Annotated in this window: 21 protein-coding genes and 2 tRNA genes; 11 read left to right on the forward strand and 12 right to left on the reverse strand. The window is 61.4% G+C overall.

What is annotated here, in order from left to right; translation table 11 throughout:
- Nucleotides 1–243 precede the first annotated feature (243 nt).
- The 5 genes from IVA95_RS38850 to IVA95_RS25770 all read left to right on the forward strand — a co-directional run bounded on the left by IVA95_RS38850 (nt 244) and on the right by IVA95_RS25770 (nt 3,123).
- Nucleotides 244–378, forward strand: coding sequence for a hypothetical protein (locus IVA95_RS38850; protein ID WP_256470291.1), 135 nt, complete (start codon nt 244–246; stop codon nt 376–378).
- Nucleotides 379–394: 16 nt separating this feature from the next.
- Nucleotides 395–637, forward strand: coding sequence for a hypothetical protein (locus IVA95_RS25755; RefSeq protein WP_247513055.1), 243 nt, complete (start codon nt 395–397; stop codon nt 635–637).
- 107 nt (nt 638–744) lie between these two features.
- Complete coding sequence (locus IVA95_RS25760; RefSeq protein WP_247513056.1) at nt 745–1,494, forward strand: ETC complex I subunit; 750 nt, start codon at nt 745–747, stop codon at nt 1,492–1,494.
- 223 nt (nt 1,495–1,717) lie between these two features.
- Nucleotides 1,718–2,656 (forward strand): RNA polymerase sigma factor RpoH, encoded by a 939-nt coding sequence (gene rpoH, locus IVA95_RS25765; protein WP_247513244.1) that lies wholly within the window; start codon nt 1,718–1,720, stop codon nt 2,654–2,656.
- Nucleotides 2,657–2,811: 155 nt separating this feature from the next.
- Complete coding sequence (locus IVA95_RS25770; protein ID WP_247513057.1) at nt 2,812–3,123, forward strand: hypothetical protein; 312 nt, start codon at nt 2,812–2,814, stop codon at nt 3,121–3,123.
- Between the two features lie 53 nt (nt 3,124–3,176).
- Here IVA95_RS25770 and IVA95_RS25775 read toward each other — a convergent pair whose 3' ends face one another.
- From IVA95_RS25775 to IVA95_RS25785, 3 genes are all read right to left on the reverse strand, one after another.
- On the reverse strand, nt 3,177–3,578 hold the full coding sequence (locus tag IVA95_RS25775) for a YbaN family protein (protein WP_346658045.1): 402 nt from the start codon (nt 3,576–3,578) through the stop codon (nt 3,177–3,179).
- Nucleotides 3,579–3,643: 65 nt separating this feature from the next.
- Nucleotides 3,644–3,717, reverse strand: a tRNA-Gly gene (locus IVA95_RS25780).
- A gap of 317 nt (nt 3,718–4,034) precedes the next feature.
- Nucleotides 4,035–4,232, reverse strand: coding sequence for a hypothetical protein (locus tag IVA95_RS25785; protein WP_247513058.1), 198 nt, complete (start codon nt 4,230–4,232; stop codon nt 4,035–4,037).
- 188 nt (nt 4,233–4,420) lie between these two features.
- Between IVA95_RS25785 and IVA95_RS25790 the strand changes: the two genes are divergently transcribed.
- Together IVA95_RS25790 and IVA95_RS25795 are read left to right on the forward strand one after the other, a co-directional pair.
- Nucleotides 4,421–4,816, forward strand: a complete 396-nt coding sequence (locus IVA95_RS25790) for a YciI family protein (RefSeq protein WP_247513059.1) — start codon at nt 4,421–4,423, stop codon at nt 4,814–4,816.
- A gap of 167 nt (nt 4,817–4,983) precedes the next feature.
- The gene (locus IVA95_RS25795; protein WP_247513060.1) at nt 4,984–5,718 is read left to right on the forward strand and encodes a Crp/Fnr family transcriptional regulator; all 735 of its coding nucleotides are present in this window, start codon (nt 4,984–4,986) and stop codon (nt 5,716–5,718) included.
- A gap of 41 nt (nt 5,719–5,759) precedes the next feature.
- Here the strand turns inward: IVA95_RS25795 and IVA95_RS25800 are convergent, their stop codons facing one another.
- Together IVA95_RS25800 and IVA95_RS25805 are read right to left on the reverse strand one after the other, a co-directional pair.
- Nucleotides 5,760–5,945, reverse strand: coding sequence for a GIY-YIG nuclease family protein (locus IVA95_RS25800; protein WP_346658046.1), 186 nt, complete (start codon nt 5,943–5,945; stop codon nt 5,760–5,762).
- A 151-nt stretch (nt 5,946–6,096) separates the two neighbouring features.
- Nucleotides 6,097–6,182: transfer RNA gene (locus IVA95_RS25805), tRNA-Tyr, on the reverse strand.
- A 206-nt stretch (nt 6,183–6,388) separates the two neighbouring features.
- Here IVA95_RS25805 and rlmB point away from each other — a divergent pair.
- Nucleotides 6,389–7,216: a 23S rRNA (guanosine(2251)-2'-O)-methyltransferase RlmB gene (rlmB, locus tag IVA95_RS25810; RefSeq protein ID WP_247513061.1), complete on the forward strand. Its 828-nt coding sequence runs from the start codon at nt 6,389–6,391 to the stop codon at nt 7,214–7,216.
- Between the two features lie 55 nt (nt 7,217–7,271).
- Here rlmB and IVA95_RS25815 read toward each other — a convergent pair whose 3' ends face one another.
- The gene (locus IVA95_RS25815) at nt 7,272–7,664 is read right to left on the reverse strand and encodes a hypothetical protein (RefSeq protein ID WP_247513062.1); all 393 of its coding nucleotides are present in this window, start codon (nt 7,662–7,664) and stop codon (nt 7,272–7,274) included.
- A 35-nt stretch (nt 7,665–7,699) separates the two neighbouring features.
- Nucleotides 7,700–8,146: a hypothetical protein gene (locus tag IVA95_RS25820; protein ID WP_247513063.1), complete on the reverse strand. Its 447-nt coding sequence runs from the start codon at nt 8,144–8,146 to the stop codon at nt 7,700–7,702.
- Nucleotides 8,147–8,372: 226 nt separating this feature from the next.
- Between IVA95_RS25820 and IVA95_RS25825 the strand changes: the two genes are divergently transcribed.
- Entirely contained in the window at nt 8,373–10,019 is a 1,647-nt protein-coding gene (locus IVA95_RS25825; RefSeq protein WP_247513064.1) for an alkaline phosphatase family protein, read from the forward strand.
- A gap of 493 nt (nt 10,020–10,512) precedes the next feature.
- Here IVA95_RS25825 and IVA95_RS25830 read toward each other — a convergent pair whose 3' ends face one another.
- The gene (locus IVA95_RS25830; protein ID WP_247513065.1) at nt 10,513–10,737 is read right to left on the reverse strand and encodes a hypothetical protein; all 225 of its coding nucleotides are present in this window, start codon (nt 10,735–10,737) and stop codon (nt 10,513–10,515) included.
- A 538-nt stretch (nt 10,738–11,275) separates the two neighbouring features.
- Between IVA95_RS25830 and IVA95_RS25835 the strand changes: the two genes are divergently transcribed.
- On the forward strand, nt 11,276–11,944 hold the full coding sequence (locus IVA95_RS25835; protein WP_247513066.1) for a hypothetical protein: 669 nt from the start codon (nt 11,276–11,278) through the stop codon (nt 11,942–11,944).
- 159 nt (nt 11,945–12,103) lie between these two features.
- A complete protein-coding gene (locus IVA95_RS25840; RefSeq protein ID WP_247513067.1) occupies nt 12,104–13,042 on the forward strand; it encodes an alpha/beta fold hydrolase in 939 nt (312 codons plus the stop codon).
- A 13-nt stretch (nt 13,043–13,055) separates the two neighbouring features.
- Here the strand turns inward: IVA95_RS25840 and IVA95_RS25845 are convergent, their stop codons facing one another.
- The 4 genes from IVA95_RS25845 to IVA95_RS25860 all read right to left on the reverse strand — a co-directional run bounded on the left by IVA95_RS25845 (nt 13,056) and on the right by IVA95_RS25860 (nt 16,677).
- Nucleotides 13,056–13,682 carry an isoprenylcysteine carboxylmethyltransferase family protein gene (locus IVA95_RS25845; protein ID WP_247513068.1) on the reverse strand — a complete coding sequence of 209 codons (627 nt, stop codon included), beginning with the start codon at nt 13,680–13,682 and terminating at the stop codon, nt 13,056–13,058.
- Between the two features lie 14 nt (nt 13,683–13,696).
- Entirely contained in the window at nt 13,697–14,749 is a 1,053-nt protein-coding gene (locus tag IVA95_RS25850; protein WP_247513069.1) for an NAD-dependent epimerase/dehydratase family protein, read from the reverse strand.
- 33 nt (nt 14,750–14,782) lie between these two features.
- The gene (locus tag IVA95_RS25855; protein ID WP_247513070.1) at nt 14,783–15,295 is read right to left on the reverse strand and encodes an Mpo1-like protein; all 513 of its coding nucleotides are present in this window, start codon (nt 15,293–15,295) and stop codon (nt 14,783–14,785) included.
- 404 nt (nt 15,296–15,699) lie between these two features.
- Complete coding sequence (locus tag IVA95_RS25860) at nt 15,700–16,677, reverse strand: AraC family transcriptional regulator (RefSeq protein ID WP_247513071.1); 978 nt, start codon at nt 16,675–16,677, stop codon at nt 15,700–15,702.
- Between the last annotated feature and the right edge of the window lie 2 nt (nt 16,678–16,679).

Consider the following 16,679-nt stretch of genomic DNA (forward strand, 5'->3'; position numbering starts at 1 on the left):
CATCGACCTTGAAGCACGGCGCGCCACATCACCGCCGCCGTGGTGATGGTTCGCAGAATGGCGTCCGGCCATTGCGGAACGAGTACCGCGCGCGCGCGCCGCCGCGTCCGAGCGTCGCACCTCTTGACGTCGCACGGCGCTTTCCTAAATCGGCCGCCGCCAAGGCCTGTGCAGGGTTGGCGCGCCGGATCCCGAATGGAGAAGGCGCTTGGGAGTCCACGTTGCTTTCAGGAGGATGTGGTTATGAAGATGACAGATCACGCCCAGTCGGTGCTGCGTTGGAGCACGGCAATCGTCCGTCTGCTCGGGCGACTGGCCGATCGGATCGCGGCGGCATCCAGGAACTGGCGCATCAGGCTCTCTCCTCGCAAGCGCTAACGCTGAGGAAAGAACGATGCGCGGTCTGCTCGCAGCTTTCGTCGCATTCGCCATGCTGTTCAGCGCAACCGAAGCGGCCGGTGCGCAGGGGAAAAAGCCGAAGCAGCCTGGCAGTGCGACTGCCGCGGTTCAGACGGAAGCGCCGGAGCGGCCGGCGGCCGGTCGGAACACAAGGTCCAACCGAACGACCACCGTGGTGATCCCGCCCTTCCGAGCCGAGGAGATTGTCCCGGATATCTGCAAGGGGTGCCCCTCCTGACCGGCTGTCGATTTGGTCGTAGCCGGACCGATCAATGACGCATGGGCGGCTTGCCGGATGCCAAGCCGCGGATGGTTTTCCTTCGCCAGAAGTGGGAGGGACAAAAAATGGAGAGGGTTAGAATTGACGAACTGAAAACGACGACATCGGAAGCGGCATTCGCCGCGAACGACAATCATATGCCGGACCGACGCTTGACCTCGTCCCCCTTCCCGAGGGATGCGGTAGCGCGCATCTTTCGGCCCGCACGATCCGCAATGACCTCGGGAAAGGCCGGCACCAAGGGCTGGCGGCTCACCTTCGAGCGCCGCAGCGCCCCCTATGTCGAACCCCTGATGGGATGGACCGGGGATGATGACCCGCTCGCGACCGTCGAGCTCAGCTTCCCGACGCTTAGGTCGGCGATCCGCTACGCCGAGCGGCAGAGACTTCCCTATGTCGTTGAGGCGACCGAGGAGCAGAACGCAAACCAGCGACAGTCCCGCAAGATGAAGCACGCCTTCTCCGATGAGACCCTAGAACGCCTTGGGCTCGGTTCCCTTCGGGAGAGCTATGACAAGGCCGTTGCCGGTGCGGAAGCCCGGCAGGATTGCCGGGGCGAGGAAGGCTGGGCTTGGCCCATGGCGGTGGTGTGCGATCCGAGCCTGTCGCTCGATGCAAAACGCTCGATCCTGATCGACTGGGCCTGGACCGAATATTTGATCGACCAGGCGACCAACGAGGGCATGCCGGAGAACGACCGGCCCTCGCGCCTTCACGAGGTCGAGCTTGCCCTGCTGGCTCTCGAGCGCGGCAACGCTGCGGCGGAGAGTGCCGCGCCGGCGCCGGCACAAGCGGCTCAAGCCGTGGCGGCGTAAGGTGTCATTGGCCGGTTGTCATTGGCCGACGGAGGCGGCCAGGGGCTGCACCCCTCGACCTGCAAGCCGCTGACCGCCTTCGGCTTTCAAGCCATTTTCAATGGAACAATCTGCAAGCAACGACATTTTGTGGACGCTCCGGCTTGATGCGCTCGGGCGCCGTTTCCGGGCCCGGCACATGCTCGGTAGCTCGCACCCACTTTGCTCTGAGGAGGAATTGGATATGAGCACCCTGTCAGTTCTATCGAACCTACCTGCGCTTCACTCGGAAGGCGGGCTCTCCCGCTACCTCGCCGCTATCAGAAAGTTTCCGCTGCTGAGTGCGGCCGACGAGGCCATGTACGCGCGCCGCTGGCACGAACACGGCGAGAGCGAAGCGGCCTATCGCCTGGTGACAAGTCACCTCCGGCTGGCTGCGAAGCTGGCGCTGCGCTATCGCGGCTATGGCCTTCCCATCGCCGACCTGATCTCGGAAGCGAATCTGGGCCTGATGCATGCGGTGAAGCGGTTCAAACCCGAAAAAGGTGTTCGGCTCGCCACCTATGCGATGTGGTGGATCAAGGCGACCGTCCATGAGTACATCCTGAAGTCCTGGTCGCTGGTGAAAATTGGCACGACCGCCGCCCAGAAGAAACTGTTCTTCAAGCTGCGAAAACTGAAAGGCCGGATTTCCGCAGGCGAGGACGGCGATCTTTCGCCCGAGCAGGTCAAATACATTGCCGACGAACTGGGGGTCGGTTCCCGCGATGTCGTCGAGATGAATGGAAGGATGCGCGGTGACATTTCGCTCAACCTGCCCAGGACGCGGGAGGACGGTTCCGAGGAAATGCAGGACTGCCTGGTTGATCCGGCGCCGGATCCCGAAAGCCTGTTGTCGGAAGCACAAGATCGCGACCAGGTAAGGAGCGCATTGAAAGACGCACTCGCCGGCATGACGGCCCGCGAACAGCATATCATCGGATCACGCTTCCTGGCCGAACAGCCGAAAACCCTGGAGGAGCTTGGCGCCACCTTCGGCGTGTCCCGCGAGCGCATCCGCCAGATCGAGGTTCGCGCGCTACAAAAGATTGGAGGCGCATTGCGCGCCCGCCTCGGCGGAACGCTTCCCAATGATGGGCGCTTGAGGCTGCCGCCAACTCCCGGCGCCATTCGATTAGCTTAAAGCAAAGGAGGGCGAGCACCGTACTTCGGTGCCCGCCCCAGCCTGCGAAGAAAGTCTCCCCACGCTCTCCGCCAGTTGCGGAGGGCGCATCGATCGAGGAACGACTCACAAGGTCGCGCTTTGAATCGACGGTGTGTCTGTTTCGAGTCTCGCAAATGCGTACGCCGTCCATCGTGCCGGAAGGTGGAGACCGCGACGTCTACCTCGTGCTCGACGATCTGGGTCGGATTGGAAGGGCATGGCGCGAGACCAGCGAGGAGAGTACCGGGCGGGCCACGCTGATCCGCGAACTGCTCGAAGGCCAGTACGTCAACCCGGTACGCATCGTCGCCTTCAACGTCGGGGAAGGATGGTCGCGCGACGTGACGAGCGATATCGCTGACGAACTCCGCGCGCGCTGCATCGACCTGGACGAAGTACCGGTCGGCCTCGAAGACTTCCTGGAACGGACCAGGCAAGCCACTTAGGCCCGGCTGGCCAGGGCGAGCGGCCGCTGACGTGGTTCCTTCAGTAGCGACGCCTAGATGCCGCCCTCATCGGCCATTGCCGGGCGTGACAAAACGTAGGCGGCACAGGCAAAGAACATGACCGCCACCGCTACCGCAAGCGGCAATGACGGGTCGACGCTGTACCAGAACACGAGAAACCCGATCGCCATTCCCACGCAAGCCATGGCCTTGGCCGACCGCGGAATGGCTCCGGCGGCGCGCCAATCCCGCAGCGGTTTGCCAAGTGTCGGATGATCTAGCAGCCATGCCTCGAACCGCGGCGACGAGCGCGCAAAACACGCCACTGCAACGATCAGGAAAACCGCCCCCGGCATCAGCGGCATCACCAAGCCGATCACGCCGAGCGCAACCATCACCCAACCGAGGCTGAAGTAGATGATGCGCATCAGACCTGCCGCCTGTCTGTCATTCAACAAAGACTGCTCGCTTCCCGCCGACGCCGTGGCTGGCATCAGCTTGTTCGCGGCAGGCAATGAAATGGAGCGGGTGAAGGGAATCGAACCCTCGTATTCAGCTTGGAAGGCTGCTGCTCTACCATTGAGCTACACCCGCGTTGCCGTTGACCTAACACGCCGCGCAAGCGGCCTCAACCCGCCCGGGGCGGCGCCGCTCATCCGTGCACAAGGCCGCCGTTCCCGGCGACCGGCCCTTAACAGGGGCTGATTCGCCGCCTATATTGACGTTTCCATCAACAATGAAAGGAGGTGATCCAGTGTCTTACACCAAGCGCTGTCACCTCGCTGGGATCGCCCGCTAGGCTTGTCTTTTGGCCTGGCATCGGGGCGTTCTCAGCCCTGGACCAGCGAGCACAACAGTTGGGGCGCGACGGGAGTTCTCCCGCCGCGCCTTTTTAATTGCTTAATTGCCGATCAAAAGCCGCAGAGATTGACGAAGCGCGGACGTCGGCCGCGGCGGTTTTCGACAATGCGCTCGCCACCATTGATGGCCGAACCGCCGTAATAACGGTGATGGCCGGTGACGTCGTGCCAGTCGCCGGCCTGCGACGATGACGGCGACCCGCAGGACCTGGCGGCATCGCAAATGATCGTGGCTGGCTTGCTTCGCATGACCGTCTCCGTGAAGGGTGCGCGTTGGCTCGCGTTCTGCTCATCAGTCGTGGGCTTCCCACTGCACGTTCAAGAGGCAACGGGTATATCGTGTTTCCGGACTGTTTCGTGCCACCGTTTGTCGAGATCGGCTGCCGCAAAACGTCCTCGAAAGGCAGCCAGTCCGGCCCGCCATAAAGGAGAAAGCTATGCTCTACGCCATGCTGGCCTATCACGTCGAAGCCGAGGTCACATCCTGGACGGCGGAAGAGGACGCGGCCCTGATGACCGAATTGCTGGCCGTGCATGAGCGGCTCAACGCCAAGAAGGTGCTCGGGCCGGCGGCGCGGCTCGGCGGTACGGCGGAAGCCCGCACCCTGCGCGGACCGGGCGCGGGAATGGTTATCGACGGCCCGTTTGCCGAGACCAAGGAGCAGTTGCTGGGTCTGTACGTATTGAATTGCGCCAACGAGGAGGAAGCGATCGCGATTGCCCGCGACCTGCGGCGTGTCAATCCGTCCGCCGTCTACGAAATCCGCCCGATCAGACTTTATCTCCCCGGTGAAGCGTTGCCGGAAGCCTCGAGCGGACCCGGTCAGGGCTGATGCTTCACCATACTGCACTGCAAGGGGCTCAAAATACGACACAATAAGTGACTCGCTATCGCGGTCTCCGATCCCCACATTGAATGCATCACCGACAAAACCAGTGCCCGTGGGCGTCGGTGACTGAGAGTGTTGTGCTCCCGCCTGCAAAGGATCAGGAGACCACGATGCCTCACTCAAAAAATCGTATTCTGTCCCGAGCAAGCCCTGTCGATCTTGAAGATCTCCGGCCGCATCTTCGCGTTATCGAAATGCAACGCGGCAAGGTCGTTGCGGAGAGCCGCGCGCGCATCAATCAGGTGTACTTCCCGCACGGCGGCATACTTTCCTCCGTTGTTGAACTGGAAGACGGTTGGGCGATCGAAAGCGGCATGATCGGAAACGATGGTGCTTTCGGAGCTGCACAAGCGCTGGATAGCAAGGCGTCGCTGCATAAAGTGGTGGTCCAGGTATCCGGCTTTGCGAGCGTCGTGGATGCGGAGCACCTCAAAGCGGTTGCCCTGTCCTCTCCTGACCTGCTCGCGCTGCTTATCAAGTACGAACAATTCTTTCTCGCCCAGGTGCAGCAGACGACTGCCTGCAACGCGGTTCACACCGTTGAACAGCGGACGTGCAAGTGGCTGGTCCGGATGTGCGATCTCGTGGGCACCGAACTGCCGGTGACGCAGGAGTTTTTGGCGCAGATGATGGGTGTGAGGCGAACCAGCGTAACCAGCGTTGCCAGCCAACTGCAAAAGGAAGGGCTGATCTCGTACAGCAGGGGCAACATAAGCATTCTGGATGTGAATCTCCTGCAGCGCCGCGCGTGCGAGTGCCACCGAACTGTTCGGGAACTGTATGCTGTGGAGTTCGGTGATACCGAACGAACAGCGCTTCCGTTCCGCCCGAGTACCTGTCGTTGAATTCCGGGGGCTTGGCCTGCTGGCGGCTGGGTTGGGCCAGTCTACCAAAGCCGTTTTCTGGCAAACGCGTGCCCAGAGCCGGATTTCAGATAGCGCTCGAATGTGCGCGCCTTCTGTTCGTTCGAGAACGCAACGTATGTAACCAGCTTCCAAGGAAAAAATTTAGAGGTATGGGGAGACCTGCCCGCATTATGGTCCGACAGTCGCCTCTGAACATCAGACGCCATTCCGACGTAACGTCGGTCGGAAAAGCTCTCGCTTGTAACAAGTACACGTAGTGCATCTGGAGCGGCCCTCCTTCGCCAAGGCTTCGGAGGGCATCCTGCTTCGCGGTCAGGCAGGCTCCAATCCTGCGAAGCGCGTTGGCGCGAAGCAGGATGGTGGGGAAGGAAGGACTCGAACCTTCGAAGCCATACGGCGGCTGATTTACAGTCAGCTCCCTTTGCCACTCGGGACACTTCCCCGTCCGACAACGTCACCGAACCGGCCGCCCGAGTGGCGGAGGACCGGACCCAAGGATGACGCTGAGGCCGAAAGCCCGTTTCGAAACGGCTGCGACCGGCGCGTTTATGGGCGAAGCGGGATGGCAAAGTCAACCAACACGGACCACCAAAAATAGGTTCGATGAGGCCAAATTGCCATATTCCGGCCCCCGTGACACAAGCTCCCCATGAGCGATCGCGACCGAAAACCGCCGTTCCGCCGCGGCGGCGGCAAACACTTCGAAAAAGGGCGGAAATTCGCCCGTCCGCCGGGCTGGCGCGACCGGGACTCGAGCCCCGACGGGCCGGTGATTCTCTATGGCTGGCACACGGTTTCGGCGGCCCTCGCTAACCCCGAGCGGCGGATTCGAAAGCTGTTCCTGACCGAAAACGCCGCCCGGCGGCTGGCGGACGAAAATATCGACACCCGCGTTCCCCCCGAGATCGTCCGGCCGAACGCGATCGACCAGCGGCTCGGCCCGGACGCGGTACACCAGGGGCTGTTGGCGGAGGCCGATCCCCTACCCTCGCCCGATATCGAAACGCTGCCGCAGGAAGGCATCGTGCTGGTGCTCGACCAGATCACCGATCCGCACAATGTCGGCGCCATCATGCGCTCGGCGGCCGCCTTTGCGGTGAAGGCGATCGTCACAACCGCCCGCCATAGCCCGGAAGCAACCGGCGTGCTGGCGAAATCCGCCTCCGGCGCGCTGGAACTGGTGCCGCTGGTGACCGTGCAAAATCTCGCCCGCGCGCTGACTGAACTGAATGACCGCGGCTTCTTGACGGTCGGGCTCGACAGCGAGGGGACCGATGACCTCGCCGCCGTGCCCTTGCAGCAACCGCTGGCACTGGTGCTGGGCGCCGAGGGCAAGGGCCTGCGGCAACTGACCCGCGAGACGTGCCGCGCGGTGGCGCGGCTTGACGTGCCCGGCGAGATCAAGAGCCTGAACGTGTCGAACGCCGCAGTTCTGGCGCTCTACATCGGCGCGAGCCGATTGGGACTTACGAAATGAACAACGCCCGCTCGCGACAAGCGAACGGGCGCTGAAGCTTTCAGATACTGCGGGATCAGTAGTACCGACGCAGCACGCGCTGACCGTGGTAATAGCGCGGCGCGTAGCCGTGGTGATAGCTGTGGCGATGATAGTGGCGGTACGCGCGATACGGACGGTTGTAGCCATAGCCGTAACCGGAGATCGAACTTTCGCGATAGACCGGACGCGGAGCCCAGTTGCCCGGACCGGTATAGGTCGGGCCCTGGTTGACATAATAATACTGCTGCTCCGGATCGGGCAGACGCTCGCGGACCCAGCCGCCGCAGGGGCTGCAGCCGGCATAGCCGTAGGTCACGGCCGGTGCGACATAGACCGGCGCTGCGCAAGGGGCGTAACCGCAGGCCATCGCGGGCGCGGCGGCCATGACGGCCACTGCCGCGATCAATCCTTTAAGTATCTGACGCATTACTACTCTCTCCTGTTCGTATTTGCTTGGTCTTCTCAACGTGGAAGGTGGTGCGGCCATCGCCTGTCGTCGCGCGGCGCGTAGATGATCTCGGGCGGATCCACCGGCACGTTGGACTGCGCCGGCAGCGGTGCCGACTGCGCCGACCAGGACTGATGGTAGCTCTCCGCCGGTTGCGGCAGCCGCCGGTTCGCCGGCGGCTCGATTTCCAGGCGCCCGTAACCGGGCATGCGGCCGGCGCTCGGATAGTAATGACCGACGCGCGGCACCGGATCGACATAGCGGCCGCCATAGATGGTCGGCTCGACATGGGTGCCTTTGCCGAGGCCCCAGTCACCCTCGACCACCGCATAGGATGCGTCGACGCCGTTAATGATGACGGGAACGCCGGGACGGCCCGGAATCACGATCTCGAAGCCGCCGCCGGCAAAGGCGGCCGAAATCGTCGCGATCAAAAGTGCCAGTGTGACGCCAATGCGCATTGCTTGGGATCCGGTTTTCCGAGTCCCAATTTAATCCAACACGCCGGTCCAAGGGTTAAGGCGGCCGGCCAAACTGGCGGTAAGGCTAACGCGCAACCGTGGATCGCCATTCAATTGCGAGAAATGGCGCTATCCAAATGTTAACGCCTCGGGTTTGGTCGCCCGCTCGATTGTCATTTGCGCTGACATATCGCACCATCCCGGCCCCTTCCCGATGACACCCGAAATGCCTGAGATGACAGCCAAGACGCCTGCGAAGAACGTGCTCTGGATTATGTGCGACCAGCTTCGCTACGATTATCTCGGCTGCACCGGCCACCCTGTGCTGAAGACGCCGAACATCGACGCGATGGCCAAACGCGGCGTGTTGTTCTCGAACGCCTATGTGCAGTCGCCGATCTGCGGGCCGTCACGGATGTCGTTCTATACCGGCCGCTACATGCGCTCGCATGGCTCGCACTGGAACGGCTGGCCGCTGCGCGTCGGCGAACCGACGCTCGGCGATCACTTAAAGAAGATCGGCGTGCGCAACGTCCTGGTCGGCAAGACGCATATGGCGCCCGACCTGGAGGGACTGAAGAATCTCGGTATCCCCGCCGACTCGATCATCGGCGTGCATGTGTCGGAATGCGGCTTCGAGCCTTATGAGCGCGACGATGGCCTGCATCCGACGGGACGGCCGCGCCCGGCCTACGACAATTATCTACGCCAGCACGGCTATGACGCGCCCAATCCCTGGGAGCACTGGGCCAATTCCGGCGCGGCGGAAGATGGGACCTTGCAGAACGGCTGGCTATTGGTTCACGCCGATAAAGCCGCGCGGGTGCCGGACGAGCATTCCGAGACGCCCTATATGACGCGGCGCGCGATGGAGTTCATCGCGGAAGCCGAGGACGACGGAAGGCCATGGTGCCTGCATCTGTCCTACATCAAGCCGCACTGGCCCTATATCGCGCCGGAGCCCTACGCCAGCATGTACGGTCCGCAGGACGTGCAGCCGGTGATCCGCTCGCAGGAGGAACGCGCCAACGCGCATCCGGTGTTCGCCGCCTATATGGACGTGCGCTATTCCCGCAACATGTCGCGCAACGAGGCGCGCGAGAAGGTTATTCCGACCTATATGGGCCTGATCAAGCAGATCGACGACCAGATGGGCATCTTGATGCGCTTCCTGGAAGCGCGCGGTCTGCTCGACACCACCATGATCGTGTTCACGTCGGACCATGGCGACTACCTCGGCGATCACTGGATGGGCGAGAAGGATCTGTTCCACGAGCAATCGGCCAAAATCCCGCTGATCGTGATCGATCCCTCGCCTGCTGCCGATGCCACGCGCGGCACGGTCAGCGATGCGCTGGTCGAGGCGATCGACCTGGCGCCGACCTTCATCGACTATTTCGGCTCAACGCCGCCGGATCACATCCTGGAAGGGCGCTCGCTGGTGCCGCTGTTGCATGGCCACAAGCCTGCCGATTGGCGCAAGGTGGTGTTCTCCGAATACGACTACGCCATGCAGGACGTCCGCGTGATGCTGAACCAGCCGATCGAGCGCTGCCGGCTGTTCATGGTGTTCGACGGCCGCTGGAAATTCATCCATGCGTCCGGCTTCCGGCCGATGCTCTACGATCTCGAAACCGATCCGCAGGAATTTTTCGACCGCGGCGCCGATCCCGCCTGCGCCGATATCGTGGCGCGGCTGCAGTCGGAGCTGTTCGATTGGGCGCTGCACCCGAAGATGCACATCACCACGCCGAACGCAAAAATTGCCGCCTATGCCGCCCAGCAATTGCAGGTCAAGAACGGCGTTTTGATCGGCATCTGGGACGAGGCCGAGCTTGGTGCGATCAGAGAGAAGATCGGGATCAAGCCATAAGACCGGTGATGCTCATTGCGCGACGAATCGCCCAAGCAAGAAGACGTCCGGCATTCTGTCTCGGCATCAAGTGAGCGTGAGACGTGAGGCAGTTCACAGTTGAGAATCGCGAGTTGATTTAAGGCCGTCGCAAACCCGGCTTCGGGAGACGAGCCATGCCATTATTCAATAGCCAAATCGATTGCCAGGGAATGGGCACGATAGCAGTGGTCGGGCTTTTTACCCTGTTCGCCCTTACGTTCGCCGTTGTTAGTTACGTGGAATCGTCATCGAATGCCGACGTGGCCGAGCTTATGAGTGCGACCGAGTCATCGGCATCTGATCCGAACCATTCCAACGGATCTGCAGCTCAGATTCATTCCCTCAAGGACCGAACGAGCTGCCCCCTCGGCAAGAAATCGCCACCAACTCAACTACTGCCCTTGCCGTAACCTACACTTCAGGCCAATTCGATCCCGTGCGCTTACGACACATCGTACGCGACGGGACGATTTCATCCGCGGCCGATAAGTTCGACCGGAGTACGGTAGAGCTCGTTACTGTCTCCGTCGGTGACACGCACAGCACATCCCGTGGAACACAGCTCGGGACGAACGATGCGAAGCTCGCTCGCGAGGCTTTCGGCCTTATCGATCGCATTTTCTGTGTTTTCGAGAAACATGCCGCCCTGGTTTTTGAGCTCCGCGCCGATGACGAGATCAAAATTTAAGTATGGCATTGGTGCCCCCCGCCAAATTCAAGCTGCACGGAATCTAACCTGAGTCTGGCCTGAGTCTGGTGGGTTCCCTCATTTCAGTTCTACTTTTGACATCTGATTGTGGTCGTCTGTTGCGTTTCGGTACCGCGACCGCACTATCGGGTGCACACCGCTCGAGTCACCTGCTGGTCGAGACCTGAGTGGTCGGACCGTCGCAATCGTGACTTGCCCGCAATTGAATGAAGGAGCGGCCTTGGCCTCAGAGTTCCAAGGACCAGAAATTCGCAGCATTTCCGCCCGGGGCACGATCGCGTTCTGCTCTGGGCGCCTGGCGAAAGCCATCGACGAGTCTCGGTGTTGCGGCGGAGACACGTCGTGTTGGTAAATTGCGACTGTTCACGCCACGTTTATTGCAGTTCCGAGCGTGCGGGCGCTACGGTCGGCCGGCGAAACACTTCGCAGCCCTTCGAGGAGCGCAATGAAGCCATATCGCGGCGATATCGGTTCTGTCGGCTGGTTATCCTTTTTCTGCCGGGCATCGTTGCGTCGACTGCACGCGATGGCTATTGCGGTCTTGCTGCTCCTGGCGATCGGCGCAAGCCCCACACAGGCAAGGAGTTCCGCGTCGGCAGCCTCGACTGCTCATGTCTATCTGCTCCGCGGCGTGCTCAATATTTTTTCTCTGGGGCTCGATGACATTGCAGTAAAGCTGCGGGCGCAGGGCATCCCGGTCACTGTCGCGAACTTTGCCTCCTGGTCGTCGCTCGCCGACGAAGCCGCCGCCGGATACAAGAGCGGCAGGATCAAGACGATCATTCTGGTCGGGCATTCCTCGGGGGCGACCGCGCTTCCCGACATGGTCGCCAAGCTGGATCAGCTTGGCGCTCCCGTTAGGCTCGCCATCGGCCTGGATTCGGTGTTTCGCACCAGCCTCTCGGGACGCGTAGGACGCTATATAAACTTTTATATCGCCAACGGTGCCGGCACGCCGGTTCAGAAAACCGGACAATTCCAGGGCAAGCTCGAAAATGTGAACGTGCAGGACGTGCCTGGCGTCGGGCACATGTCGATCGAAAAGAACCTGATCATGCAGCAGAAGGTGATAAGCGAGATCGACGCTGTCGTCTTCGGCCGATCTGTACCAGCTTCGGGGGCGCAGAAGCCGCGGCAACCAGAAGCGGCAAACGCGACGAGGCCCGGCACGGCAAGCGCCGCGGCGGTACGTTAGTAGTTCGGTTCGATCGGTTCAGGTGGCTGCGCCAAGCTACGAGCGCCGCAAATTCTGCTAATTCCTCGACGATAGATCACCCGCAGAGCGCTGGGTGGCGTGGCCCGGCCGGCATTCGAGGTCCGGCACCTCTACGCCTAAATCGCGAGCGGAATGTACATGAGAAGTCCGACGCTGGTTGCAGCCCTGGTGATCCGTGCAGCCCTTTCCGTCTGCATCTTGTCGGCCGTTTGGAATGTGGCGGTCGCCGGTCCGGTCGCACGCACGACCAATGCTGTCGCGACGGTCGCTCCCGATACGCCGCCAGCCGCGACCCAGCCGCAGGCGCGCGTCTACCTGTTCCGCGGCGCGCTCGGCCCGATCTTTTCGCGCGGGATGGATCGCCTGACCAATCGTCTCCAGGAAGCCGGTATCCGGGCTGACGTCTACGAATTCACGATTTGTCGGCTGATTGCGGATCAGGCGATCCGCGATTTCCGGAACGATCCTGCTCCGATCGTCCTGATCGGTCATTCGATGGGCGGACTGTGCGCCCTGACGTTCGCCGGCATACTGAGGTCCGAAAACATCTCGGCAAGTCTGGTGGTCACCATCGATCCGGCTCAGGCAAGCCCGAAGGTGCCGCTGAACGTCGAGCGTTACATCAACATTTTCCTGTCCGACAGTATATTGGGCGGCGGCGATGTGGTGGCGGAGCAGGGTTACCAGGGTCACTACGCGAGCTTCGATTTGAAGCAGCACGGCGAAGTCACCCACATCAACATCGACAAGATGGATTCCGTCCACGAGCAACTGGTGACAGCCATTGCGCAACTTGCGACGACGCCTTTGCCGGCCAAGGGAGAGGCAGTGCCGCTGCGCTACGTCGTTCCTCCTAATGCCCCGCTGGAGCTGTGGGACAGCGGCACGCAGCAATTCGCCCGTTCGGGCGATACCTTGCAGAGGCTTGCGGCACTAAACCATGTACCGCTGTGGTCGCTTACCCAGGCCAATCAGTATTCTGACAGTGCACCGCTGTCGGTTGGCCAACCCGTCCTGGTTCCGCGCCGCCTCGTCCCACCTGTCGCGACGTCAGCGGCGTCGCGACGAAAACGGTAGGTGCAGAGCGACGTCAGGTGCGCGGCAGGAACGGAATCAGCATCGGAACGCGACGGCAATACGATCCATAGGCATCCACACCGAGTTCCGCCGTGAGGAAGCCCTCCTCCATGCGGGCCTTCAACCCCATCCCGAGCGAGATCAGCGCCGCCCCCAGCATCGCGCTCACCGTTCCGACCGCTATACCCGTCACCAGCATTCCGGCGATAAGCCCCGTATAGATCGGATGGCGCACCAGCCCGTAGGGGCCGGTGTCAATGACCTGATGGCCTTCCTTGTGCGTGATCGCGTTCGACCAGAATCGTCCGAGATGAATTCTCCCCCACCATGTGAATGAGATCCCCGCAAGGACAAGGCAGGCGAGCACGTAGATGCCAAGGCTGCCAAACTGCCAGAGCGGCTTTTCCCCCAGGACCTTGCCAGTCAATGGCAAGAAAAGAATGGCCCCTACGAGAATGGGGAAGCGGTATTTGAGCGAGTCCCAGGTCATCACGTGTTTCTTCGTTTGACCAGACCAGAACGACGCCAAAACCCAGCTCATGACCCACAAAATCCAAATGATGGCGAGCAACTGTGTGGGCCAGCTAGTGGTCCAACCACTCAAGGCGAAAGCCAGCCATTGACCAGGATCGTTCAGCATGTCGCGGACCATCCTTAAGCGATTGGATCAACCGCCGAACAGGCGCTCGACGTGAAACGCGTACTCGGCGCTAAATCCCATTCAGGTTGATTGTGGCCGGCATCAAGCAGATGCGCAATGGTCTCACGCAATACGGGTTCGACGGGACCCGGCGCATAGCCCAGCTCTCGTTGCGCCTTTTCGATCGACAACGCCCCCGCCCGCAATGCGATACGAACGCCTTCGGCCGTACCGGACGGAGGCCGGCGCGTCACGTGATCGGCGATGAATTCCAGCGTTGCAGTGACCATTTCGGCGACCTTGCCGTTCACTTGAATGTACCGGACGCGACGGCCGCTGATATCAGCCATGAGTTCGAGAACCCGTCTTAGCGGCATGCTTTCGCCACCGAGAACGTAGCGATGTCCAGCGTGTCCGCGCTCCATAGCAAAGATCAGCCCTTCGGCGGCGTCGCGGACATCGACGAGGTTCACGACGAAATCAAGATGCAAATGAAGACGTCGTTTGAGAAAATACCGGAGCATCGCCGTCGGCGGGGTAACGTTGTGGTCATAAGGCCCGACGGGCATGGTGGGACAGCCGATAACCACCGGGTATCCGGATGCGGCCGCTTGCATAGCGAACCGGTCGGCGAGCATTTTCGAGCGCGTATATGGACCCGGCATATCGTCCGGCAGCAACGCATCGTCAGCGACAGGAACCATTGATGGCGAGGCACGGAACAGAATGGATTCCGTCGAACAGTGCAGGAAACGCTTTATGCCGCGCTTGCGCGCCGTCTCAATAACGATCTCGGTGCCGCCGAAATTGACGGCGTGAAAATCCGCCTTCCGCGGCAGCCACATCCCCGGCAGGCCGGCCAGGTGATAGACCTCGTCGACCCCGTCCATCGCGCGGTCAACCAGGTCGCGATCAAGTACCGATCCCCTGACATACTGAACCTGCGGCAACGCGCGAGGGGGCGGCTGAAGATCGAGCACCCTCACCTGCCGACCTCGCGCTATCAGCGCCGAGACGAGGTGCTTTCCGACGAATCCACTGCCGCCTGTGACCAGTATGTGCGTCATGCTGCCGATGGTCTCAAGCTGAACTATTTGAGATCAAGATGCAGCGCCTTGCGGATGCACTTGGATGATGATGGCGAGATCGCGCCGAAAGCCCAGCGCGATAAACAGCTTTGCCATGACAAACATTGGGCCCAGCAGCAGGTGAGTCGGATTGTCGACCAGCGCCGGCTGCCGCCCCTCGAACACGCGGTGCCCAATAATTTGCGATGCGACGCCGACGACAATCAGGATCACCGTAAGTGACCACATCCCGGCAGTCGTCGTATTATCAACGATCGCAGCGGCGACTGAGAGCAACACAATTGCGGCCCCAAGGATCGCGGTTCCCAGGGCGGAGTCGAGCAGCAACCAGTAGATGAGCACCGGTATGACAGCGATGGTTGCCGCGCTGGTTTGGAACCCGAATACGGTGATGGACCACAAGCTGAGCGGAAGGATAGCGGCCAGGAACAAGAACACGATGCCCAACACATGCATTGCGCAATTCCAGGGGTCACGATGGTATTCAACGTAATCCGCAAGCTGCCGCCGAAAATACGAACTCATGCGGTGCTTATCCCCCTGCTATCGGCAGACGCGGTAAAACGGGTCAACCGCACCTGCTTCGATCCCCAACTTCCGTCAGAAACAGAATGGTAGTTAAACTAGGAAATCACCATCAAGTCAAAACGCGGACGGGGCACGTTTGACGGCCCCTCGAGCGCGCGAAGGCGCTGCCAACCTTGACAAATCATGCAGTAATTCAGGCGATTAGCATCGTACAGGGTCTCGGGAACACCACGCGTTGCGATAATTTTCCCCGCAGGTGTTGCCATTCAGCCAACCAGTCACGATCGTTGCGTGAGCCCTTTACCCCCACGATTCTAAGCACCAGGGCAATCGCTCTGACGAGAATGAGGCTAACCGCCCGAACTCCACGACCAGCCATCAGGAACGCATCCTCTGAGCGCCTACTCCGGCGATATCTGCGTCTGCCGCCAGGCCGCCGGTGGCGTCCCTACCGTTCTGCGAAACGCACGATTGAAGGCGGCTTCGGAATCATAGCCAACCGCCTCCGCCACGCGGGCGATCGGATCGCTTCCAGACGCTAGCAGACCGGCAGCGAGTTGCATGCGCCAGCGCGTCAGATACTGCATCGGCGGTTGTCCGATCAGATGGGTGAACCGCTGCGCGAACGTCGATCGCGACAGCCCCACGGCCTTCGCGAGCTCATCCAATGTCCAATCGGCCGCTGGCTCGCCATGCAAGAGATTCAGCGCTTGACCGACGTGTCGATCGGCCAAGCCGGCAAACCAGCCGGTCTGTTCGGGGCCAAGCGCTTCGATATGGCACCTGATCGCCTCGACAAAGAGCAGTTCGCCTAGCCGGGCCAGCACGCCCTCCCCGCCGGTCCGGCGCCCCTCCGATTCAACCCGTGCGGCATTGATCAGGTAACCAAGTCCCGAATTCTCCCGATATGAACTTCCGCGCAGATGCAGGACCGGAGGCAGCGCCTCCACCAGCGGATTGAAAGGACGCGTGTCGCAGCCGAGAAATCCGCACAGGATGCGCGCATCGGCGGGTCCGTTGTCGCCGAGGCGCATCATGAGCGGAAGCTGACTGGCCCTCGCCTGACCATAGATGCTCAGATCAGGCATCGACCGCATGCCCGGAGCGCTGGAAAGTACATGTGCTGAGCCCTGCGGAAAAGCGATGATATCGCCCGCCTCGAGCCGTACGGATGGCGCATCGATCAAGCCGCCCCAGCAGCGACCGTCGACCACCACGTGATACTCGATGACGTGCTGTGCCCCAGGCAAGACGGCTGAAGCGCAGGCGGCCGATTCCGGCGCCTCGGCCACCCATGGTGCGCGGACGTCAAGATGGAAGAACATCGCGCTACTGAGTCGTACGGCGCGCAACACATCGGACAGGGCATCCGCCCCCATAG

The organism is Bradyrhizobium sp. 157, from assembly GCF_023073815.1.
Taxonomy (GTDB): Bacteria; Pseudomonadota; Alphaproteobacteria; order Rhizobiales; family Xanthobacteraceae; genus Bradyrhizobium.